Annotated in this window: 21 protein-coding genes; 4 read left to right on the plus strand and 17 right to left on the minus strand. The window is 45.7% G+C overall.

Annotated features, from left to right (window positions below):
- Positions 1–40 precede the first annotated feature (40 nt).
- Entirely contained in the window at positions 41–550 is a 510-nt protein-coding gene (locus tag AY633_RS03365; RefSeq protein ID WP_068486474.1) for a GyrI-like domain-containing protein, read from the minus strand.
- A 307-nt stretch (positions 551–857) separates the two neighbouring features.
- Between AY633_RS03365 and AY633_RS03370 the strand changes: the two genes are divergently transcribed.
- A complete protein-coding gene (locus AY633_RS03370; protein WP_068486476.1) occupies positions 858–2,051 on the plus strand; it encodes a LysM peptidoglycan-binding domain-containing protein in 1,194 nt (397 codons plus the stop codon).
- A 69-nt stretch (positions 2,052–2,120) separates the two neighbouring features.
- Here the strand turns inward: AY633_RS03370 and AY633_RS03375 are convergent, their stop codons facing one another.
- The 12 genes from AY633_RS03375 to AY633_RS03430 all read right to left on the minus strand — a co-directional run bounded on the left by AY633_RS03375 (position 2,121) and on the right by AY633_RS03430 (position 15,329).
- On the minus strand, positions 2,121–2,678 hold the full coding sequence (locus AY633_RS03375; RefSeq protein WP_068486478.1) for a DUF4126 domain-containing protein: 558 nt from the start codon (positions 2,676–2,678) through the stop codon (positions 2,121–2,123).
- A 147-nt stretch (positions 2,679–2,825) separates the two neighbouring features.
- Positions 2,826–3,728 carry a hypothetical protein gene (locus AY633_RS03380; protein WP_068486480.1) on the minus strand — a complete coding sequence of 301 codons (903 nt, stop codon included), beginning with the start codon at positions 3,726–3,728 and terminating at the stop codon, positions 2,826–2,828.
- A 68-nt stretch (positions 3,729–3,796) separates the two neighbouring features.
- Positions 3,797–4,507 (minus strand): hypothetical protein, encoded by a 711-nt coding sequence (locus tag AY633_RS03385; RefSeq protein ID WP_068486482.1) that lies wholly within the window; start codon positions 4,505–4,507, stop codon positions 3,797–3,799.
- A gap of 142 nt (positions 4,508–4,649) precedes the next feature.
- Positions 4,650–6,332: a polysaccharide deacetylase family protein gene (locus AY633_RS03390; RefSeq protein ID WP_068486484.1), complete on the minus strand. Its 1,683-nt coding sequence runs from the start codon at positions 6,330–6,332 to the stop codon at positions 4,650–4,652.
- A 17-nt stretch (positions 6,333–6,349) separates the two neighbouring features.
- Complete coding sequence (locus AY633_RS03395; RefSeq protein WP_068486486.1) at positions 6,350–7,375, minus strand: hypothetical protein; 1,026 nt, start codon at positions 7,373–7,375, stop codon at positions 6,350–6,352.
- The gene (locus tag AY633_RS03400; RefSeq protein ID WP_068486488.1) at positions 7,372–8,604 is read right to left on the minus strand and encodes a glycosyltransferase; all 1,233 of its coding nucleotides are present in this window, start codon (positions 8,602–8,604) and stop codon (positions 7,372–7,374) included. The genes AY633_RS03395 and AY633_RS03400 overlap by 4 nt, the downstream gene beginning before the upstream one ends.
- Positions 8,601–9,362: a hypothetical protein gene (locus AY633_RS03405; protein ID WP_068486490.1), complete on the minus strand. Its 762-nt coding sequence runs from the start codon at positions 9,360–9,362 to the stop codon at positions 8,601–8,603. Before AY633_RS03405 ends, AY633_RS03400 begins: the two co-directional genes overlap by 4 nt.
- A gap of 358 nt (positions 9,363–9,720) precedes the next feature.
- The gene (locus AY633_RS03410) at positions 9,721–10,236 is read right to left on the minus strand and encodes a hypothetical protein (RefSeq protein WP_068463464.1); all 516 of its coding nucleotides are present in this window, start codon (positions 10,234–10,236) and stop codon (positions 9,721–9,723) included.
- 85 nt (positions 10,237–10,321) lie between these two features.
- On the minus strand, positions 10,322–11,200 hold the full coding sequence (galU, locus tag AY633_RS03415; protein ID WP_068486492.1) for a UTP--glucose-1-phosphate uridylyltransferase GalU: 879 nt from the start codon (positions 11,198–11,200) through the stop codon (positions 10,322–10,324).
- Positions 11,201–11,295: 95 nt separating this feature from the next.
- A complete protein-coding gene (locus tag AY633_RS03420; protein ID WP_068486494.1) occupies positions 11,296–12,660 on the minus strand; it encodes a YjiH family protein in 1,365 nt (454 codons plus the stop codon).
- Between the two features lie 36 nt (positions 12,661–12,696).
- A complete protein-coding gene (locus AY633_RS03425; RefSeq protein ID WP_068486496.1) occupies positions 12,697–14,007 on the minus strand; it encodes an aspartate aminotransferase family protein in 1,311 nt (436 codons plus the stop codon).
- Positions 14,004–15,329 (minus strand): sigma 54-interacting transcriptional regulator, encoded by a 1,326-nt coding sequence (locus tag AY633_RS03430; RefSeq protein WP_068486498.1) that lies wholly within the window; start codon positions 15,327–15,329, stop codon positions 14,004–14,006. The genes AY633_RS03425 and AY633_RS03430 overlap by 4 nt, the downstream gene beginning before the upstream one ends.
- Positions 15,330–15,546: 217 nt before the next feature.
- On the opposite strand from AY633_RS03430, the gene AY633_RS03435 reads away from it, so the two are divergent.
- Together AY633_RS03435 and AY633_RS03440 are read left to right on the plus strand one after the other, a co-directional pair.
- Positions 15,547–16,725, plus strand: a complete 1,179-nt coding sequence (locus AY633_RS03435) for a processed acidic surface protein (RefSeq protein ID WP_069576161.1) — start codon at positions 15,547–15,549, stop codon at positions 16,723–16,725.
- Complete coding sequence (locus tag AY633_RS03440) at positions 16,722–17,411, plus strand: class D sortase (protein ID WP_068486500.1); 690 nt, start codon at positions 16,722–16,724, stop codon at positions 17,409–17,411. Before AY633_RS03435 ends, AY633_RS03440 begins: the two co-directional genes overlap by 4 nt.
- Before the next feature lie 87 nt (positions 17,412–17,498).
- On the opposite strand, the gene AY633_RS03445 is transcribed toward AY633_RS03440, so the two are convergent.
- On the minus strand, positions 17,499–18,938 hold the full coding sequence (locus AY633_RS03445; protein WP_068486502.1) for a trypsin-like peptidase domain-containing protein: 1,440 nt from the start codon (positions 18,936–18,938) through the stop codon (positions 17,499–17,501).
- 233 nt (positions 18,939–19,171) lie between these two features.
- Complete coding sequence (locus AY633_RS03450) at positions 19,172–19,507, minus strand: winged helix-turn-helix transcriptional regulator (protein ID WP_068463479.1); 336 nt, start codon at positions 19,505–19,507, stop codon at positions 19,172–19,174.
- Between the two features lie 116 nt (positions 19,508–19,623).
- Between AY633_RS03450 and AY633_RS03455 the strand changes: the two genes are divergently transcribed.
- The gene (locus AY633_RS03455; protein ID WP_068487857.1) at positions 19,624–20,115 is read left to right on the plus strand and encodes a lactoylglutathione lyase family protein; all 492 of its coding nucleotides are present in this window, start codon (positions 19,624–19,626) and stop codon (positions 20,113–20,115) included.
- A 174-nt stretch (positions 20,116–20,289) separates the two neighbouring features.
- Here AY633_RS03455 and AY633_RS03460 read toward each other — a convergent pair whose 3' ends face one another.
- Together AY633_RS03460 and AY633_RS03465 are read right to left on the minus strand one after the other, a co-directional pair.
- A complete protein-coding gene (locus AY633_RS03460) occupies positions 20,290–20,658 on the minus strand; it encodes a hypothetical protein (RefSeq protein ID WP_068486504.1) in 369 nt (122 codons plus the stop codon).
- A 154-nt stretch (positions 20,659–20,812) separates the two neighbouring features.
- The gene (locus AY633_RS03465; RefSeq protein WP_068486506.1) at positions 20,813–21,346 is read right to left on the minus strand and encodes a divergent PAP2 family protein; all 534 of its coding nucleotides are present in this window, start codon (positions 21,344–21,346) and stop codon (positions 20,813–20,815) included.
- Positions 21,347–21,378 lie beyond the last annotated feature (32 nt).

Genomic DNA, 21,378 nt, shown 5'->3' on the forward strand with positions numbered 1-21,378 from the left:
CATCGCCGGATACCAACGGCAATAAGCAAGGCGTCTTTTCTTATGCAGCATGGTCCGCGAGCAGCAGAATAAACAGCTCAATCACCCAAGCATCTTGTGTATTTTTGTGAATGGGATCAGTTACGAAAAAGGCGATATGGCCGTCCCAAATTTTCGTCTCGCCTTCATAGCGCAATGCCGGCGACAATCCTTCCCGTCCCAACCAATCGGTTAGTTCCTCTACAGAAGACCAACAACAATCTGGCGGGCCATTATGAGTTGTATGGGCAAAATCTCCTCCAGGTAAATATCCGGAAACGACGCGGTGATCTTCTGGCATAAGTTTCTTTGTCGGAATGCCCACTTCAATCAGCCTGCGCCCATCGTCATCAAGGCACCAAAAGCGGATAAACGGCTGCCCAGCAGGTGACTCATTACGCGCACGTAACCAAGCTAACACTTCAGCTGCCAGCTCGGGTGCTGTTTCGATGTGCTCCGAAACCTTAGCTGCAATGCCTACATACGGTTGTTCACCACGCTCTATAATCGTTGGCTCTTTCATATAACGCATGCAAATTTCCCTCCCGTTCCCCTCATTTGCTATTCCATACCCGCCCTCAGGAATTTTCAGACATCGGTATCGCTCAAACAGAATCAAGACCATTTGGCAGCAGAAAATGTCAGAGGATAGGATCCCTAAAGATAATTATATTTTACTGAATATTCAAACTAATTAATAGTTTTTGTTGAATAAAATGATATAATAAGACTATGCAAATTATTGAATATTGGATATTCGTTACAAAGCCATACCCTTTTTCATATTTTTTCACATACATAAGCCAATAGACGGCTTAAACAAATAAGGGGTGAGCCGAATGTTATTCAAATGGAGTAAGTTGCTCGCAATAGCAGGATTACTGCTCTTTTCACTACTGTCATTCACAGGCCAAGCAAATGCCGCATCTTCTACTTACGTCACAAAAGGCAATACGACGAGCAAGGTAGTCGCCTTGACCTTTGATGATGGAGCCGACGGGACCAATATCAATAAAATTCTCGATACGCTGAAAACCAATAACATCAAAGCCACTTTTTTCCTTACAGGTTCTGGTATTAATCATCATCCGGGCTGGATCCGCAATATCGCCAATGCCGGACATCAAGTCGGCAACCATTCGTATTCGCATCCAGATTTCACTAAAATCAGCACCACCGCTATTCAAAGTGAACTTGCCCGTACTGAAACCGCTTATCGAAACGCCACAGGGAAATCGACGAAACCTATTTTCCGTGCACCATTCGGCGCTTCCAATACGACCGTGTTAAAAGCTGTGGGCGACGCAGGGTATACGCACACCATTCAATGGAATATTGACACCATCGACTGGAGAGGCTTATCTTCTACTGAAATCACCAATAAAGTCCTCAATAACATCGTGCCAGGATCCATTGTTTTAATGCATACAGGCGCTGGAGCTTCAGGAACCCCTGGCGCACTCCCTGGCATGATCAGCAAGTTGAAAGCAAAAGGCTATAAATTCGTTACCGTTTCCGAACTATTGAAGTTGCCTGCAGCTGGCGGGACCACCTACACAGTCAAAGCCGGCGACACACTTTACAGCATCGCTAAAAAATACAATCTGACTATAGCTGCTTTGGCAAAAGCCAATAACATCACCAATTACAATTTAATTCGCGTTGGCCAAGTGTTGAGGATTCCTGGCACAAGCAGCCCAACACCGCCGCCGGCATCTTCTGTGAAATACACCGTGAAAGCGGGAGATACACTTTATAGCATCGCAAGCAAATACAAAACGACCGTTTCAGCCATTGCATCCGCCAATAATCTTACCAATATCAATCTCATCAGCGTCGGCCAAGTCTTGACGATCCCAGTCAAACAAACGCCGCCCCCTGCCGTCACAGTTAAGTATACGGTAAAAGCTGGTGATACTTTGTACAGCATCGCCAGAACGTACAATACGACTGTCACGGCCATCGCCAAAGCGAATGGAATTACCAATGTCAATTCCATTCGCGTCGGTCAAGTGCTGACCATCCCGCGTTGACCTTAAAGACAAAAAAAAGCCATCCTTGGATGGCTTTTTTCCATTTTCTTATCCAGATGCTAAAGCGAGTCAAGCTGGGCTTTTCCTGTATAAAAAACGTTTATACAAACGGAACATCACAATTGCCATCCCCAGCAAAAACACGACCGCCAGTACCGGCACCAAAAAAATCAATATCGGTGCGATGGTAGCGGTGGCATCCTCTGCAACCGAGACAGCCGGCCCCATCAACACTGTATCGCTGACCCCTTTCACCGCTGTCAAAGTAGCATGAGAAGCTGTAGCTACACCGCCCCCACCGACAATTGCGATGGTCCATTCCAAAAACGGGTTCACATCCCCGATAAATGATGCCGTCAACAAGATTCCAGCAAGTGCCGCGACCGGCGTGGAAATCAATTTCATAAATGAACCGACTGCCGGAATATAATTGACCAGAATTTCGAATATCGTAGCTGCCCCAAACGCAATAAGTGCAGGCGTGCTGCCGACCCAACTGAACCCTTCAGACAAAGTGACCCAATCAACACGTTCGAAAATTCCTGTGATCAACAATGGGGTAAAAATACGGAAGCCGACCGTCGCACTCAACGCGAGACCAATCAGTACCGCTAAGACCATTTCCATTCGACCACCTCCTGAAATTCACGCCTTATTATTTCCATACCCTGCTGGAAAATAAACTAACTAGGTGAGTCAAATACAAGTTGGTCGAAACCATTAAAAAAGGCGAAAAGGATTTCTCCTTTTCGCCTTTTTACTGACACAGCCTTATTATTGTCCGTGCATCATCATTTGGTAATGGATGAAGTCAAAAAAATGAAGTTCCCCCGGTAATTCTTCTCCCGCCAATGACTCTGCACGCTGTACTGCTTGTTCCGATAATTCCACATGACCGACACGCTCGAAGTACTGCCACAAATAATAATATACTGCTAGCGATTCATAATCGACAGCCGCCTCTCCAGTTTCTCGGTCGTAACGCCCAGCCAATCTCTCTTGGCTGTCCCACTCATCAATCAACCACTTCTTAAATTCAGGAGACTCCAAACCTCGGTCAAAACGATTGATTGCAATCAATAATTGGTCAATCATATGGACTTCTTTACTTTTGACATATCGCTTTTTCTCAAAGTCATAATATTCCGGGAAAAAAATACCCGTCTCTTCCAAATTCAGCATAGTATAAGATTCGGGAAGCACCGTCATGTCGTCAATCAAATAACTGAGTGTCAGTCGATTGCCTGCCAATTGAAAAGACCAGTCGTAAAAGTCAACGGCAGTTCCTTGCTGATGCTGACGATCTTCAATTGCAGATAGTATTTGCTTGGAAAGTTCTGAGTAAGCAGGTTCTGCAAATTGTTCAGCTGCCGCTTCCAACGCCGCTGAAATGCGCACATCGTCGATCAATGCATTTACATTCGCTTCTTCGTAAAGTCGCCAAGGGACAAATACTTGCCCCCCAGCCTCGACTAAAAACCGGTCTTCCAGAATGGCTGCCTGCTCTGCAAAATGCTGTTTATCTCCAACTTGCAGCAAATATTCCATATACAAACCAAGGCTCTCTGACAGATATTCAGATTCCGGTTTGTCTGGATAGGCATGAATGACCCCTTCGTCATTAACATAATGGGAGTCGACTGTCTCCTGAACTGAACTTTCTTGCCCATTGACCATTCCACATCCCCCTATCGCCAAGCTTCCCAAAACTGCCATGATTAATGATTTCCTTGCATGTAATTTCTTCAACTGAATAAACTCCCCATTTCGCCGACTGAAGTAATCGCCGTTTTGGTTATTTTAAATCTTGCAGGTTCATGCTCCGTCTCCATCGCTTGTTCAATCCGCTTCACCAAAGGCTGAACAGAATCTTCCCCAGTTTCTTTGACTAGCAGATAAACCGCTCCTTTTCTGCTAGTTACGAGATCCCGTTCCCGAACTATCGATAGCAGCGCTGCCCGCTCCAATTCTCGGGTTTGTAAAGGGCAGCTGGCAAACGGTGCCACTTCCATTAGCCACGTTCGGTCTTGTTGTTTGTTCGTCTTTAACATCCATAAAGCCTGTTCCACAAATTCCTGCAAATTCAGCGCACGAAGCTCCTCGTCTTTTTGCAGCAAAAGTGCCCGCTCATCTTTCAGAAGTTTTGTTTCTTCTGCCAGTAATTTTAATTGTTCGGAAACTGTCCAAAGTGAAAAGTGGAAAACCGACAGCAGGAAATAATTCCCTATAGATTTCATGGCTGCAGCAGGTTCTTGAACCGCCATCAAAAGTGATGCAATTAGCACCACAAATAAAAAGACCGGCAGCTGTTTCCTAGGCAGCCACAGGAGAAACGGAACTGATACAAAAGCCGCCATTAAAGCGTATTCGTAAAATGGCCACCGAAAAAAAAGCAAGGCTATGCCGGAAAAGAACGCTAAGCAGATGAAAAATGGTAAATGTTTAAAGTTATTCATTATATTATCTTCCTCGTAAAATAATTGGCAAAAAATCAAAAAGATATTGAATTTCTCCACCCAAATTATCTTACACTAGCTTACCGAAAAAAACTATGGGACAGAGAAATTCTCTGCCCCACTTTGTTATACACGGCCGGTTTCATTGGCTCTCCCAGAATTCACTATCCGTTTTTTGCTTACGGAATTTCCGAGCAATGGTCGCTATTGCTATGATGACAAAAATAATGAGCGGAATGGCTACCCACCAAAGATCTCTCGTCGTTTGCGTTACAAGAACACTCATCGGGCGTGAAACGTTGATATCGCCATTCGCAGTTTCTACCACCATTCCATCCACTTCCGTCTTATGTTCCATCTCTTTCAAATCGACCCATTCGTACTGATCGTATTTCTCCAATTGGGTCATCAGCTCATCAAACTTTTCGATCCCCAAATAGGGATGGTAGAAAAATGCTAAATAACTGTCGCTGAATTGAGACGCATAATCCGCTTTTTGCATCATCCGCTCAATTGACCCTTTCCTTTTCGGATCAACATACCCCATTGTTTCAGGAATCACTTTCATTCCATGAAGGCCTGCTGGAGTCGACTCATACAAGGGCACAAAAGTTCCATCATAGGTCCGGTCGGAAATTTGGATTTGGCCGACATAAGTCGTGAAATACTTAGACAGCTCTTGATAGCCGGTTTGCGACATCGAGTAATGGGGCGCCTCGAAGGCAATCGGGTACAAGCCTTCCGCCGTCATTTCATATACCCCATTAACGATGGAATCGTATATATACGTTTGCTCATAGGGCAAGCCGATATTTTGGACGAAATCTTGATAAGCTTCACCAGAAGTGAAATCTTCTCTCAGCTTCACTTCTGCCGTATTCGATTGATAAATCGGGCGATCATAATCGACATCCCAATATTCGAAACCTTCACCTGTCTCATCTTCCCGGTATTGATGGTAATATCCATGCTGAATGAGGCTTGCGCCATTTTTTTGCATCTCCTGAAGCACCTCAACCAACTCAAGCGCTTGGGATAAATGGATGTCTTGTCCCGTTTCTGGATTCTTATAAACCGGCACGACTGTCACCGCATAAGGGATGTCCCGCTCCGCTAAATAATCACCGACTTGCTTGAGCAACACCGGATCGCTTCTCGGATGGATATCTTCCAGGCGGATCAGTTTCTTCGGCTGGGACTTTTCTTGATCAAAAAAGTCGAAGAGCGATTCCCCTACAATATCGCCGAGCCTGCCAGTGATCGAGTTGGCTGCCACATAATACAAATTGTCATTTTTGAAAATCAGAGGATATGATCCATCAGATGCCCGGCCTTCATATAGGACCTGCATTTGGCCGACCCCATTGATGAGCATCATTTCTTTTTTTCCTCTCAAATCGAACATTTTGCCATCACCGCTTACAGCATCAATATTGCGGTAATCTCGAATGCTGAGCCCTGGCGCTTCTTTGAAGTATTCGAAATAATTCCCGATGAACATCTTTTTAATGTCATCGTATTGGTCGACTACAAATAATTCTTCTTCTGTTAATTGTCTTTTCCCAAGCCCTAAATAAATAACATGCGTATAATCGCCTTTAACATATTCTGCCGCAGCGTCTTCAATGGTTTGTATCGTTATATCCGAACTGAAATGCCCAACCAACATGTCGAGAAGTGGCACTTCTTCTTCTTGCGTCTCTTCTTCTGCGTGGTATAAAATCAGGACCTTTGAAGGATCGCTCGTTGACTGATCTGCAATTGCTTGCCAAGGGCTGGCGGTTAAAATAACCGCCAGCAAAAGGAGGGAAACGATCTTTTTCATCAATGGAGCCCCCTTTCCTACTTCGTCTCATCTTCCATCATGAGATGGTAATGGATAAAATCGAAGAAATGCGTTTCGCCTTCCCCGTTCTCTTCGATCATCTCTGTCGCACGGGTTTTCACTTCTTCCGCTGCTTGATCTTCTCCAATAATCAGGAAATATTCATTCATGAAAAAGTACATTGCCAGCGATTCATACCTTACCGCCGGCTGAAGTGTCTCGCGGTCGTACCTTCCGAACAATCTCCCTTCTTCCGCCCATTCGGTTTTAAGCCATTCCTCAAAAAGGTCCGAGGATAAACCAATTCGTTCTCGGTTAATGGCAATCAGCAATTGATCGATCGGATGGACAACTTCGCTTTTCACATAAACTTCATTTACCACATCGAAATACTCCGGAAAGAATACTTCGCTGGCATCGACGTTCTCTAGCACTCGATCCGCGTTCATGTCTTTTGGAACATCGTCGATCAAATAACTCAAGGTTACTCGCTGCGCTGGAAATTCCACTTGCCAATCGTAATAATCGACCGTGTACCCATTATTTGTTTGGATCCGAGAAATCGTTTCAATAATCCGGTCCGCGGTGTCGGAATACTCGGGTTGTCCAAATAATTCAGCTGCCTCCCTGAGCACTGCAGCTATCCGGATATCATCGATCAGCGCATTGACGCTTGCATCTTCATAAATCAGCCATTTGATAAAAAAATCTTCCTCTTTTTCTACCACAAACTCATCTAGCAGGTTGTTGTACTGAAGTTCAAATTGTTCCGCGTCTTCCATCATCACTAAATACTCCATGTATAACCCGATGCTTTCTGAGAGATACTGTGAATCTGGGGCAGATGGGTAGGCATGGATAAATCGTTTTTCATCGAAATAATTTTCTGCAAAGCCTTCAGGAATTGCTTTTTCCACCACGGCCTCTTCACTATCATCCGGTAATTGCTGCTCTTCGCTCGGAGGTTCAGGTTCACTTGCCTCCTCACTGCATGCAACAAGAAAAAGCCCGGAAACCATTGCCAATAAGAGCCCTTTTGTCATGAATCCACCCTCCCTTTGAAGCGCTGCGTTTTGTCCCAAGCGATTGTTTTTTTACGCAATTTACTCCATGTGTATGTCGTGACGCTGCGGACCAATAACAGAATAAATAATTGGGCGTAAGTGAAGTACATGACCAAAACGTAGAGTACATTGGTCAATGAGACATTGCGGTCAATGACCAATGCGCTTAGAAGCTGTGCCGTATAGACAATATAGGTCATAAACCAAAGCATCATAAGCGGAGCGCCAATGTTCGGGATGTCTACCCCAGCAATGCTCAGGACGAAGAAAACATCCGATATTAGCAGCATCAATACGAAAATCAAATACGTGAAGAGATGCTGCAAACTGAGCACGAAGGTTTTCCCTCTCCAATGCGACCGATCCTTTATCGACTTTTCAAGCAAATAGAGATTTCCCGTAAGCCAACGTGTCCGCTGTTTAATAAAGGCCTTTAATGTTTCTGGCTCCTGCTCCCAAGTGCGCGAAGTCGGAATCACCGGCAATACATAACCGGCCGCTGTCAAACGGACCGTAAGTTCGGCATCTTCCGCCAGCGCGTACACATCGTATCCTCCCAGCTTTTCAACAACCGAACGGCGCAGCAGCATGTTCGTACCCGCTAGTGACCCAAGTCTAAAGAGTGCCCACCGGCCGCATTGCATGAGTAGTTGAAACACCTGAAATTCGAGCGCTATCATGCGGGTCAATATATTTGTATCCACATTTTTAGTTTTGACGTATCCGACAGCACCCGCTGCGTTTGGCACCACTTCCGCTGCCTGGACCAATTTTTCCAAAGCATCGGCCTCAGGTTCATTGTCAGCATCATAGACTACGAAATAATCTGAATCCGTAATACTCAATCCGTAGTTTAAAACACGCGATTTGCCTTTCGGATTACCTGGAGGAACCGGAATGTAATGGATGCGCGAAAAGACTTCCGCAAATTCCTGGACGATGGCAGCCGTCCCATCCTTGGAACTGTCATCCAATAGATAAATATCGAGCTTGCCTTCATATTTAAGCCGCGCCATGGCACGCAATGTATTTTCAATGACGATTTCTTCATTATGAGCTGGAATTAGCACGGCGACGCTCGGATAATGTTTAATCTTCGGCGGATTTCGGAACCGCAATCTGTACCAGACGCCACCAATCGTCACCGCGGAATAGAACAGCAGCAAAACCCAAAACAGAATAACTGTGGCGGTGATAAGTATATTCATATGGCCTTACCTAAAGCACGAGATAGTTCATTTAAATTGGACACCTGCTCCTTTCTGATTTTATAAGGGGAATCCAGCAAATTCAGCTCCTGCTTCACCTTGTCCCGATAGCGTTCCATCATGAGACGAACCCCTTCTTCATCGATATCTTTCAGCAGCAGATAAATCGATTGCCCCGTTGAGGTCGCCAAATCGAATTTTTGGCGGATGGTCGACAAAGTTGCCCGCTCAAGAGACTCTTTGAGATTTTGCTGCGTGCGTTTATTTTTCGTATTGATTGAAATTTCTACAAACCACGCTTCTTCCTGACGGCGTTCAGTAGTTTTCAACAGCCATTGTGCCTGTTCAGTGAACTCATTCACCGTTAGAATATCTGTTTCCCCGTGATATTTCTGGAGAAGTTGCACTTGCCTGCGCAATTCGCTGGCTTCGTAGCCAATTTGCTTAATTTGGTTGAGCAATAGCCAAAATGACAGGATAAACCCGGTAAATAGCAAATGGCTATAGACATACATGATTTCCAATTCCGGCCGTTGCGTGAAGAAAAAGGCAAAGATCGTCAAAAAAGTCCCGTAGCTTAAAATGATGCTTATGCCATACAGGAATACATAGCGTTCATGAATCAAAGTCATGAACAGGATTGAGAGCCCCGCCACGAGAAGCATTTCGGTAGAAAACGGCAGAACTAGCGAAAATAATGCCCACCCGAATCCAAGCATCGTTAAAATCAGAATTCCAAGTTTCAAATTGTTTTTCATTCTGCCCACCCCATCGCATAGGTTAAATTACCTGTTATTTATTTCAATATTATAAATATTGAAATATCATAAACCTATACTACTACACAAAAACAATTTAAACTAGTATAAAAAGTATTGTCAGTAATAATATCCTGTGATTTTTTGAGTATTTTAGGTATTAAGTATTATATAATCTTAATTTTCAGATATTATTTTTGCTATGTAGAAAGATTCACACTCCACTCCCTGAAGCGATTGAAAGCGGATACAATAATTCCCATCAAAATCCAAGGTTTTTTTGAAAAAACTCTGGTTTTAGTCTTTGTTGCTTTAAGCAAACAAAAAAAGCTGCCAGTTCGACAGCTTTTCCTTTGCTTTATAAATACGTATACATGACTGGGTTATCCATGTTTTTCTTTAAGCGCTTGAATCCATTCTTTTTGTAATAAGCCCTAATTTTCTTATTATAGGCCTCGTCTTGTTTACTTGTATTCGTATAATAGCCAGGAATGACAACCAGCAGCTCAACATCTAGAAAACGCAACTCCTCCAGCATCTTTTGGCCAAAGGATTCCCCGATGCCTTTGTTGCGCTCATCTTCTGCCACTTTCAAGTCATCAAATACAGCAACTAGCCCAAAGACATCATCGATATCTGGAATATGCTTCAGGTCGCGGTACACTTCCCCCAAACCCTCAGAGATGTGTTCCGCATACATGGCTAAAGATTCAAGCGAACTGCGCTGTGGATTAAACAAATAGAAACGGGCATCTCCTACTTGTACCTGCTCGTCTTGCCCTTTCAGTGTACAATCTGCTTCACAAGCAAAGATTTCAGTTCCCGGCCGCATCTGGATCCGGTAGTCGACGTGGATATCATCTTCTGTAATCATCGAATCTCCTCCTCACAGTGTCCATTCGGTTGAGCTTATATTTAGTATGTCATTCATTATCAGAAAATTCAATCGATAAATGAAACTATTGTCCCGTCTTTTCTTCGGCTAATTTCTGTTCGAATAACTTCAAAAGCCGAGCTTTCAATTCAGGGCGTTGAAGGGCAAACTCGATCGTCGTTTCGATGAACCCGTATTTTTCGCCTACATCGTAGCGCTTGCCGTCAAAAGCAAACCCCAGGACTGGACGAATTGCATTCAATTTTCCGATGGCGTCGGTCAATTGGATTTCCCCGCCCGCACCGGGTTGCTGTTCAGCCAGCAATTGGAAGATTTCCGGCGTCAGGACATACCTGCCCATGATGGCAAAATTGGATGGCGCATAGCCCGGAGCTGGCTTTTCGACAAAATGATCGACTTTCATAACAGCTCCATCGATTTCGGATGGGGCGATAATGCCATAACGATGCGTGTCGCTATCGTTGACTTCCTTGACGCCGATTACGGGACTATCGGTTTTTTCAAATTGCTCCACCAATTGAAGAAGCGCGGGTGGATCGTTTTGGACAATATCATCCCCAAGCAGCACCGCAAACGGCTCATCTCCAATAAAGTGGCGCGCTGACCAAATGGCATGGCCGAGGCCGAGCGGCTGTTTTTGGCGGATGTAATGGATTTCCACTTCAGATGTCGCCAAGACCGAGTCCAGCATGTCGAGCTTTCCTTGTTCTTTTAGTACGTGTTCAAGTTCAAAGGCATGGTCGAAATGATCTTCAATGGCCCGCTTGCCTTTGCCCGTAACGATGATAATGCTCGTGATGCCAGAGGCGATTGCTTCTTCTACAATGTATTGGATCGTCGGCTTGTCGACAATCGGCAGCATTTCTTTGGGCATCGCCTTGGTTGCCGGCAAAAAACGGGTACCAAGGCCCGCCGCCGGAATGATTGCTTTAGTTATCTTCATGGAACTTCTCACCTTTCCTCATACAGTCGTTTACTTGAGAGTATAGCATTGTTTCCAATAAGCAAAAAAGCCTCCGCTAAGGCGGAGGCTTTTGCTTAAGCGAAAAGGTGAGCGAACAGGACTATGACCGGCAAGGTAATCACTGTGCGCAATAGGAAAATTACCAATAGCTCCCAGAACTTCACCGGGATATTTGATTTCAAAATCAAGATACCAATTTCAGACATGTAAATCAATTGTGTGAGCGACATGCCGGCGATGACGAACTTCGTCAGGTCGCTCTCGATGCCACTGCCAAGAACAGCAGGCAAGAACATGTCCGCAAATCCGACCAGTAAAGTCGGCGCTGCTTGAGCCGCTTCTGGCAATCCTAGAAGCGTCAGTATTGGGATGAGCGGATAGGCGATGATTCGGAAGATCGGCGTATATTCTGCAATGACCAGTGCCGCTGTGCCAAGCGCCATCACCAACGGAATCAACCCGAGCCAAATGTCCATAACCGTCCCGATGCCGGACTGTGCAAGCTTCTTGCCGCTAGCAGCACGACTCGCTTTCATACGCGCAGCTTCAAAACCCCATTTAACCAGAGACACATTTTCTGGAACCGTGTCATCAATTTGTTTGCCGACACCTTCGCGGTATGTATCAGTTTTGCGAGACAAAGGCGGAATTCGCGGCATGATGACTGCGGCCACAAGACAAGCAACCGAAACCGCTAAATAAAACGGCAAGAAGAGATGTCCAATACCGATTACATTAGCGACGACTAAACTAAAGGCGACCGAAGCGATGGAGAACGTTGTCGCAATGACAGCCGCTTCCCTTTTCGTGTAATAGCCTTCGTCATACTGTTTCATCGTTACAAGTACTCCGACTGGTGCCGCGCCCATCCAGGAGGCCATGGCATCGATCGACGAACGGCCTGGAAGTGTGAACACCGGACGCATCACTTTATTGAGCAAAGTCCCAACGAATTCCATCAAGCCGAATTCAACGAGCAGCGGCAACAAGATGCCGGCAAACAAGAACCAAGTCAAGAGCACCGGCGCCAGGTCATAAAGCACAACGCCGCCTGTATTGCGCGAAGCAATCGCTTCAGGGCCGACTTCATAGAATGCCATGACGCCAACCGCAAACCCGATAAAGCGAATGGCCAAGCTGACAGGGCCGATAATGAAAATCGGGCGCAGCATCTCGGAATTGCGGATAAAATCAGGCTTTGCGATTGTCGCTACTAACCCTGTGACTGCGGAAAAGCCAAGAAGAATCAGGATGAATCCAGGAATCCACTCGCCGAATGTGCTGAGCAGAAAAGAAGCCAAAATTCCGACCCCTATTGTAATTTGCCCCTCATACGAAACAGGCACCAAAAATAACAGCGCACCGATTAGTGATGGGATGATGAATTTCCATGTGGCAGATGGCGATAAAGCCTGTTTTTCTTTTGGAATGCTGGTCATGAACGTTTCCCCCTTTTGTATAATCCCCTTCAATTGTTACCGTAAGTTCGTTAATGCCTGGTCGAGCACTTGAATACCTTCATCAATCTGCTCTTGCGTGACAACGAGAGGCGGAATCATCCGGATGACTTCTCCTGAATTGCCGCATAAATAGAACAGCACCCCTTGCTTCAGGCAATCATCCAAAACTTCCATGACTGCTTTCCCATCCGGCCGTTTCGTTTTAGTATCCATCAATTCGATGCCAATCATAAGCCCAACGCCACGCACTTCACGGATGACGGGATGTTTTTGCTTTAGCTTATCCAGCTCTTTGAGGGCATAGGCGCCCAGTGTTTGGGCATTTTCCAATAGCCGTTCTTCTTTTAATACTTCTATAGAAGCAAGTGCTGCTGAACAGGCGAGTGGATTGCCGCCGAATGTCGTCCCATGCGTACCAAGCGGCCATTGATCCATCAACTCTTTCGAGGCCACCGTCGCGCTTAGCGGAAGTCCGGCTGCGATGCCTTTTGCAACTGCCATAATGTCCGGCGTGACGCCAAAAGTCTGCGCCGCAAACCAATTGCCGGTACGGCCAAAGCCTGTTTGCACTTCATCAAAAATAAGCAGGATGCCATGTCGGTCGCAAATTTCGCGGACTTTTTCCAACCATTCTTTCGGCGGAATGATATAGCCGCCTTCACCTAGTACCGGTTCTAAGATGATGCAAGCAACTTCTTCCGGTGTCACTTGATGATTGAAAAGCTTTTCGATATCGCGTTCGAGTTTCTCCGGGAAAAAGACAGCTGGGTCTGCTCCTTCCGGCAAATCATCCGGATGTGCATACGGCAATTGATACGTCAGCCAAGAGGGTTGCATATGCTTACGGTATTTGCTTTTCGAGGTCGATACGCTGAGCGCGCCCATCGAACGGCCATGGAAGCTGCCTGTGAAAGACACAACATACGGGCGTTTCGTTACATATTTCGCCAGCTTGATGCCGCCTTCGATCGCTTCGGTGCCGCTATTGGCGAAAAAGAAGTTATCGAGTTTCCCTGGCATGATTTGCTGCAGTTCGTACGCCAATTTCAAGATCGATTCGTAAATGATGACCCCCGAAGGCCCATGGATTAGATGGTCCGCCCCGTCTTTGATTGCCTGAACGACTTTCGGGTGGCGATGTCCAACATTCTCCACCGCAATGCCGGACGTGAAATCCAGATAAGTGCGTCCATCCGCCCCGTAGTAATAACAGCCTTCCGCTTTCACGACCGGAAGATTTGGATGGTCTTTTGCCATACTCGGCGCAAGTAAATTGCCGATCGAATTCGTCATGTCCATCCAGCCTGGTGTTTGTTTCGTTGTCATAAGTCTTCATCCCTTCCTGTTGCGATAGCGTGTTTTTTTAATTTGCGGACAACTGATGGCTGGCTGATACCCAGCCGTTCCGCTATTTCAGTCGTTGTCCGGTAGCGTTTCTTGGCATTCTCGAGCACTTTCTTTTCGACTACATCCAGTAGATGCGGCAAGGTCCGGCCTTCGAGTTCGATGCCCACTTGTTCGTCTTGCGCTGGGCGGTAACTCGCCGGTAAGTCTTCGAGACGAATGTCAGCGTACTCGCTTTCCAAATAACTGCGTTCCAGCACATTGCGGACTTCCCGGAAATTGCCTTTCCACTCCAATTGCAGTAGATGCATATACGCCGCATCGGCCAATTTTTTTCGTGTGCCGTATTTCCGGCCGAGTTCTTCAAGTACTTGTAACAAGAATGCTTCCAAGTCTTCTGGACGTCCACGGAGACCGGCCAGTTCGATATGCGAAATGTTCAATAAGTAAAACAAGGCTTCACGGAATGCACCTGCTTGCATATGTGCCTCTAAAGACGTTTCGCTAATCGCGATGAGTCGGATGTCGCGTTTTTCTGCCAGCAGCTTCTCGAGCATCGACTGGGCTCGGCATGATAGGCGATCGATTTCGTTGAGCACTAGTGTCCCACCTGCAGCAAGACTAAAATAGCCGTCTGTTTCATTAAAGGATTCCACGAATATGGTGTCGGGGATCGCCCCGCAATCCACTTCGATAAACGCTTCCTCACGCCGTGCACTATGTTGATGGATCAGCTTTGCGATTAAGCTTTTGCCGGTTCCCCTTGGCCCTTCGATGACGAGAGGCGCATCGTATTCCGCCATTTTCAATGCGCTGCGCAAGGCACGTTCAGACTGCGCGCTTTGTGCAATGAATCCTTCAACCGGTACATCCCTTCCCCTCAAATATGCAAGTTCTCCTTTAACACGGTCCATTTCGGTTTCGAGCGATTCCAGGTATTCTTTCATGATCATTAGTTCTGACACTTCGTAGGAGTAACTGATGACATATTCGACTTCCCGCTGCTCATCAAAAACCGGCATGCCCGTAATGAGCATCTTCTTACCGCTGGCGGTCTCCTGGACAAGCACCAGTTTTTTCTTCCGTTCGATGACTTGCGGAGTGACTGCTGGTGTAAAAACACCTTCTTTCTCCAATTCATAGATCGATCGGCCGAGCAAGGCAGCCGGTTCCACTCCGTAGTGTAGGCCACTCAATTCTGTGACTTTGATAATGCGCCCTTCCCTATTAGTAACAATAATATCTTCGTCGTGCATGGCCATAACTTCTTCTATAGAATCTGGCACAAGCAAATGTCGGTGCATCTATTCACCTCATTTATTCATTATTGTATAGACTATACGATAATGAATAACTAAAATGCAAGACAATTCGAATAATTAATTTTTTTCATTCGAAATTCTAGTCGATGCCCCGGCGATGTTTGCACCACTTATAATTCTATTGACCCATTCTAAAAGTAATGATTCACGACTATACTATTCTAGATATTCCATTTATTTCACATATAGGAGGATTCAAATGAAATGTATTTTCACCATTATCACTTCCCTGTTATTGACAATTATGATCGGGACAGCGACTGCATCCGCTATTTCAGAGGATGATCGTGGGTTTAACCGCTTATTGGCTGAAATCGGCTGGGAAAAAGCGGATTACATCGACTATTTAGACACTAAAGGATGGACTTTGGATGATTTTTATTCTTCCATCGAACTCGGTACGCCGCTGACAGAAGACAGCATTTTGCAACTCATGGATACATACGAATTGACGCGGGCGGAATTAAACAGCCTGTTGGAAGAATTCGGAGACCTGGACACGGGTGTCGACGTATTGGACGGGGATTTTATCATTTTCGTGGAAGAACTGGAACAATCGCTCGATTTTTACTTGAATTTCGATCTGGACCTAACATCGATTACAGATGAAAACCTAGCCTCTTTACTAGAGGATTACGGATTTGCTTCAAAAGAAGAACTGGAACAATTCCTTAATTTGTTCGACGAATCTCTTGTAGACTATGAGTTTATCGAAGACTTGGAAAGCTCCATTATGTTCTACCAAGAAGATTGGCTGTTCGATCTGGATGTGGAGAGTGTATTTAGTGAATTCGGCTTGACCGAGCAAGAACTTGAGCGGTTGGCACAGCATTTCGAAACACTCGATTACACAAATCCACAATTCGAAGAACGCTTGATGGCACTTAGCGAACGCATGATAGCGATCGAGGAATTTTCGACTGTAACCGAATTATCCGCTGAACAAATCGCGGAACTTTTGTCGATCTACGATGAGTTTATGGAAATCTTTGAAATGAAAGCCAAGTATTATTTTGTTAAAGGCGACGAGAAAAAAGAGATGAGTGTTCAATCCCTTATTTCTCTCGAGTCGACAGATGGTTACGACCTGTTGATTGAGCTATACAATACTCAAGGTGAATTCCTGGCAGATATCCTGTTGACTGCTGACATGTTCGGTTCGGACCTCATCATTGATACCGGAAAAGAATTGGAAGACAGCACACCGACCATTACACCGATTCCGACACAGCCTGTGGATAACACGAACCAAACCGTCAAAGGCGGCAAATTGCCAAAAACAGCAAGTGATTTTGCGGCAAATATGTTCATTGGCTTTGCCTTTGTTGTATTTGGTGCTTTGTTGTTCAGACGTTCCCGAGTGAAGCGCACAGCATGAGTAAAAAAACCATTTCCTGGTTGATGACGATTGCCGCAGCCGGAATGATTGTTTTCGGCATCTGGTTCAGCGGCACCCAGGCAGCGACTTTCGCAAAAGGCTATCTTTTGTACAAAGCTGATGCTGTCTCTGCGGAAGATTTCGCGCCAAAATTGCAGACTACAAACGCTGAAGTTTCCTTGCCGGATGCGGAACCTGCGGAAAGCCTTAAGGATTTGGAAAAACCGGCAGAACCAGCAGAAACAGGGCAACTTCCAAAAGACATCAGCTATCCATCCGACCCCCAAATCGGCGACTTGATGGGCGAACTCATTATTCCTAAACTAGGGGCAAGCCTGCCAATCATTCACGGCACCGATGAAGACGAACTGGAAAAAGGCGTCGGCCATTATGCAGGGAGCGTGATGCCAGGGCAATCCGACAACTCGGTCTTGTCTGGGCATCGCGATACTGTATTTCGTGAGCTTGGACAAGTTGGCAAAGGCGATGAGTTCATCGTCCAGACAGCTGATGGCACCTTCACATACCGCGTTCGCCAAGTACGCATTGTCGACGAAGACGACCGCACCGTCATTGTCCCAAAACCAAGGGCCACGCTGACTGTCTCGACGTGCTATCCTTTTGATTTCGTCGGCTACGCTCCTGAACGCTATATTCTCGTAGCCGACCTCGTCTCGAGCAGCTAAACGACAAGAACGCAGCCTCCCAAAAGGAAGCTGCGTTCTTTATTTCATCCATCAAAAAAGCCCTGAATTTCCATTCAGGGCTTTTCATTATTCTACATTGACGATATCGGAAATATAGAAGAATCCATAATCGTCCATGACAACCGTATAGACTTTCGTGCGTTCTTGCACCGACCAATTGCCTTCTGCGTCTTTAAACTCGAACGCTTCTTCTGTATAGACAAGGGCATGATCTTCCTTGACTTCCATATTGGTGATATCCAGTTTAGTGAAGATGTGCTCCATGTTTTTACCAGCAATCTGGTCAATGTATTCGATCATGCTATTGTAAATATTGCTTTGGTAAACCAGTAAGTTCTGGACATAGTAGAAATCTTCTTCTTGCAATGCCAATTCGTAAAATTCCTGATAGCTTACGATAAACTCGGTCAATGATTCTTCAGTGAATTCATGCGTGGTGCTGTAATCGAATTCATAATCTTCGTCTTCGTAGTTGCTGTCAAAATCATCGTAGGCTGGGAAGATTTTGGCGACTGCTTCACGGCTCATCGGGTTTTTCACCCATGCATCCAATTGGTCATACATCGAATACAACGGGATAGAGAATCCAATTGAATCCCCTTCAGGGAACAATAGCGAGTTGATGCCGATGACTTTCCCAGTTCCAGCATCGAGTAGCGGCCCGCCGCTTGAACCTGGTGCCAGCGCTGCGTCGATCTGGTAAATGTTTTCGTAAGTGAACTCCTGGTAGAAATCGCGGTCGATGCCTGTCAGGTAGCCCATAGAAGCCGTATTTTCAAAACCAGATGGGCTGCCAAGTGCGATAACTTCCGTTCCGACATCGGTCGCTGCCATTTCCACTTCTAAGGGCGCGATTCCTGTCAAAGCATCCACTTGAATCAAGGCGATATCGGATTCAGCTGAAATTCCGACAACCGTTCCTTCATGATCCTGGCCATTAATATTGCGCACAATGACGTCCGTATACCCTGACACGACGTGTGCATTGGTTACAACCATGCCAGTTTCTGAGAACAAGAACCCAGACCCTTGCCCGCCTTCAGTCAAGATGGTATAGACGCGAGACTGCGCATCTTTAATGACGGCCGTTTTGTCTTTTTTCTTCGGCTCGACTTTTTCTTCTTGGTCGGATGGATGGGTAATATTTTCGGCTTTGGTTACCGTGCCTTCAACCGATTCTTCAGATGATACTTGTGTTTCCGGCTCTTCTACCGGCATTTGTTCTTCCGCTGGCTCTTCTTCCACCGGTTCTTCCTGTGGTTCTTCTACTGGCTCTTCCTCGGAAGCTTCGGTGTCTTCTTGCGGCAATGCCACTTCCGGCTGTTCATCGTTCAATAGTTGTCCCAAGCCAAATCCAAGCCCTAATAACATAGCCAATAATACGAGCGCATACATGAATTTATTGCGCTTCGGTTTGCGTTGTGTTCTTGTAGCGAGCGGCGCGCCGCAATTATCACAGAACTTTGCAGACTTATCATTCGTCGTGCCGCACTTTGTGCATTTCATAGCTGTACCTCCTGCCGGACATAATTTATCCCCGAATTTTCTTCATTATAAACCTTAGAACGTCAAACCTCCACCTTAGGTTGCCTTTGTAATATTTTGTCCTCAATTGGTAATAAATTTCAAAATTCTGAACAACAAAATGAATAATCAATCGTGACTTACGGCATATAAAAATAGCCTTTTTAAGTAATTAGAGCTAGCTTGAGGAAAGACGTTTTCGCTAAGAAGCAAAGCTACTCGTCTTGCCGACTGCCCCAATTATGCATTTCCTTTAACAATGGCTTTAAAGAAGTGCCTTTATCAGAAATGGAGTATTCCACTTTCAAAGGCATTTCGTTGAATTGCTTCCGCACAATCAGCTGATCCTGTTCCAATTCCTTTAATTGCTGGCTTAACATTTTATGGGTGATGCCCGGCATCAATTTCTTAAGCTCTCCATAACGATGTATGCCGTCATACGCTAAATGCCACAGAATGACTGGCTTCCATTTCCCGCCGATTTTTTGAAGTGTATACTCGATCGAACACTTCAGTTTGCCATGCTCGTCCACATTCAGCAATTTGTCCATTTTGTTTCCCTACTTCCCTTTTGGGTAGCACCTCTCAAAAAAGTGCATACTATTCAATAGCAGAATAATCCCCCATACTGTAACTGTCAACCAAACAAAGGAGGAATCATCAAATGATGCCATACCCAAGAAGTTTTTCACATATCGGTTTATCTGTCCCGGACCTCGACAAAGCAGTAGAATTTTACACCGAAGTACTCGGCTGGTACACCATCATGGAACCAGCACCCGTATACAATGATGATACCGCCATCGGACAAATGTGCCGTGACGTCTTCGGAAATGACTGGAAGGAATTCCGGATTGCCCATCTTGCCACAGGAGATAAAGTTGGCGTCGAACTGTTTGAATTCCCGCACAATGAAAAACCTGAGAATAATTTCGAGTATTGGAAAACGGGCATTTTCCACTTCTGCATTCAGGATCCAAATATTGAAGAATTGGTAGAAAAAATCAAACAGCATGGCGGCAAACAGCGGATGCCGATCCGTGAATATTATCCCGATGATAAACCTTATAAAATGGTTTACGTCGAAGATCCTTTTGGCAACATTTTCGAAATCTACACACACAGCTATGAACTTACCTACTCACAAGGCGCTTATTAAACGTCAAAAACAGGGACCCGCTACATATACGGGTCCCTGTTTTTTTGCTGTTCATTTTTAATGCGTTTCACTGAATAGCAGATTGAATCGCACTTGCCTATTGGTTTCTCTATTGAAAAAGCAATGCCTGAGCATCGCTTCCTGTATCCATCTCTATAGCAAACCTTTAGCCATTTAGCGGACATCGATTCCAGTGATTGTTTGCTGCAATTCGAGTACTTCGCCAAATAGTTGTACGTTCGGTTGTCCGCTCGCTTTCGCCTGATTGTTCACCCGCTGCAATAACTCGTCCAATTGTCCTTGGATTTCCTGATACTCCTCAATGGTCAAGTTGTCTTTACTGTTTACACGCTGTTCCAATTGGGCCAATTCTTCTTCCACATCATTTTGAGGACCCAGCCGTTCGATCACTCCGCGTCCTGGTTCGTACTGATTGTTCCCTGTTACAGCCCCGCTGGCAAATGTCGCGGGCTCGGAATGCGCCATGAATACCAGGCCAAAAGCGAGTGACGAAAGTGAAATGTTCAGAGCAGAAATCTTCAAATGATCTTCCTCCTTCGAATGGGTCTGCTTTCACTTTTAGGCTAACCGATTTCTCTCCTCCCGTAACCCCTTTAGGGACACTCTTCACCAACACTTAACAAACTTTACATAGCGTTTTCAACGCAAACAAAAAAACCGCCATTACGGCGGATTTTCATCTGTAATCTGAACGGCTCATGCGCCCGTTGTGAGGCAGTCGTTTTTGTTGTTCCAAATCCCGTTCGCGATTCTCGATTTTTGCGGCCACGATGCCGAGCAAAGTGCCGAATGCTGCACCCGCAAACACTTCAATCGGCTGATGCCCAAGCAATTCCTTCAGCTCTTTCTCGCGCTCCACAAATTCAAAGCTCGGGAACTCTCCGGAAATTTGCATGAAGCTATCCTCGAGATCATTGACCAGTCGTGCGATTTCACCTGTGTGTCGACGGATTCCTTGTGCATCGTACATAACGATGGCCCCGAATACGACGGCGAGTGCTGTTTCCGTATGGCGTGCGCCTTTATTAGAAGCAACATAGGCAGCGAGTGCTGATACGCCTGCTGAGTGGGAGCTTGGCATGCCGCCTGTCGTGAAGGCTTGCTGCCAATCCCATTTTCCTGCCACCACTTTATGTGTAACGATTTTCAACCCTTGCGCGATGCCAATCGCCCCGAGTGACGTAATCATTCCGCGATTCATCTTTCTCATCTTTTCATCCTCCAATACAGTAGCTGCTGCAG

The sequence above is a fragment of the Planococcus maritimus genome, from assembly GCF_001592825.1.
GTDB lineage: Bacteria > Bacillota > Bacilli > Bacillales_A > Planococcaceae > Planococcus > Planococcus maritimus_C.

Excerpts from the sequence above, each read along its gene's own strand:
- AY633_RS03365 (WP_068486474.1), bottom strand. The coding sequence starts at position 550 with ATGCGTTATATGAAAGAGCCAACGATTATAGAGCGTGGTGAACAACCG.
- AY633_RS03370 (WP_068486476.1), top strand. The coding sequence starts at position 858 with ATGTTATTCAAATGGAGTAAGTTGCTCGCAATAGCAGGATTACTGCTC.
- AY633_RS03375 (WP_068486478.1), bottom strand. The coding sequence starts at position 2,678 with ATGGAAATGGTCTTAGCGGTACTGATTGGTCTCGCGTTGAGTGCGACG.
- AY633_RS03380 (WP_068486480.1), bottom strand. The coding sequence starts at position 3,728 with ATGGTCAATGGGCAAGAAAGTTCAGTTCAGGAGACAGTCGACTCCCAT.
- AY633_RS03385 (WP_068486482.1), bottom strand. The coding sequence starts at position 4,507 with ATGAATAACTTTAAACATTTACCATTTTTCATCTGCTTAGCGTTCTTT.
- AY633_RS03390 (WP_068486484.1), bottom strand. The coding sequence starts at position 6,332 with ATGAAAAAGATCGTTTCCCTCCTTTTGCTGGCGGTTATTTTAACCGCC.
- AY633_RS03395 (WP_068486486.1), bottom strand. The coding sequence starts at position 7,375 with ATGACAAAAGGGCTCTTATTGGCAATGGTTTCCGGGCTTTTTCTTGTT.
- AY633_RS03400 (WP_068486488.1), bottom strand. The coding sequence starts at position 8,604 with ATGAATATACTTATCACCGCCACAGTTATTCTGTTTTGGGTTTTGCTG.
- AY633_RS03405 (WP_068486490.1), bottom strand. The coding sequence starts at position 9,362 with ATGAAAAACAATTTGAAACTTGGAATTCTGATTTTAACGATGCTTGGA.
- AY633_RS03410 (WP_068463464.1), bottom strand. The coding sequence starts at position 10,236 with ATGATTACAGAAGATGATATCCACGTCGACTACCGGATCCAGATGCGG.
- galU (WP_068486492.1), bottom strand. The coding sequence starts at position 11,200 with ATGAAGATAACTAAAGCAATCATTCCGGCGGCGGGCCTTGGTACCCGT.
- AY633_RS03420 (WP_068486494.1), bottom strand. The coding sequence starts at position 12,660 with ATGACCAGCATTCCAAAAGAAAAACAGGCTTTATCGCCATCTGCCACA.
- AY633_RS03425 (WP_068486496.1), bottom strand. The coding sequence starts at position 14,007 with ATGACAACGAAACAAACACCAGGCTGGATGGACATGACGAATTCGATC.
- AY633_RS03430 (WP_068486498.1), bottom strand. The coding sequence starts at position 15,329 with ATGCACCGACATTTGCTTGTGCCAGATTCTATAGAAGAAGTTATGGCC.
- AY633_RS03435 (WP_069576161.1), top strand. The coding sequence starts at position 15,547 with ATGAAATGTATTTTCACCATTATCACTTCCCTGTTATTGACAATTATG.
- AY633_RS03440 (WP_068486500.1), top strand. The coding sequence starts at position 16,722 with ATGAGTAAAAAAACCATTTCCTGGTTGATGACGATTGCCGCAGCCGGA.
- AY633_RS03445 (WP_068486502.1), bottom strand. The coding sequence starts at position 18,938 with ATGAAATGCACAAAGTGCGGCACGACGAATGATAAGTCTGCAAAGTTC.
- AY633_RS03450 (WP_068463479.1), bottom strand. The coding sequence starts at position 19,507 with ATGGACAAATTGCTGAATGTGGACGAGCATGGCAAACTGAAGTGTTCG.
- AY633_RS03455 (WP_068487857.1), top strand. The coding sequence starts at position 19,624 with ATGCCATACCCAAGAAGTTTTTCACATATCGGTTTATCTGTCCCGGAC.
- AY633_RS03465 (WP_068486506.1), bottom strand. The coding sequence starts at position 21,346 with ATGAGAAAGATGAATCGCGGAATGATTACGTCACTCGGGGCGATTGGC.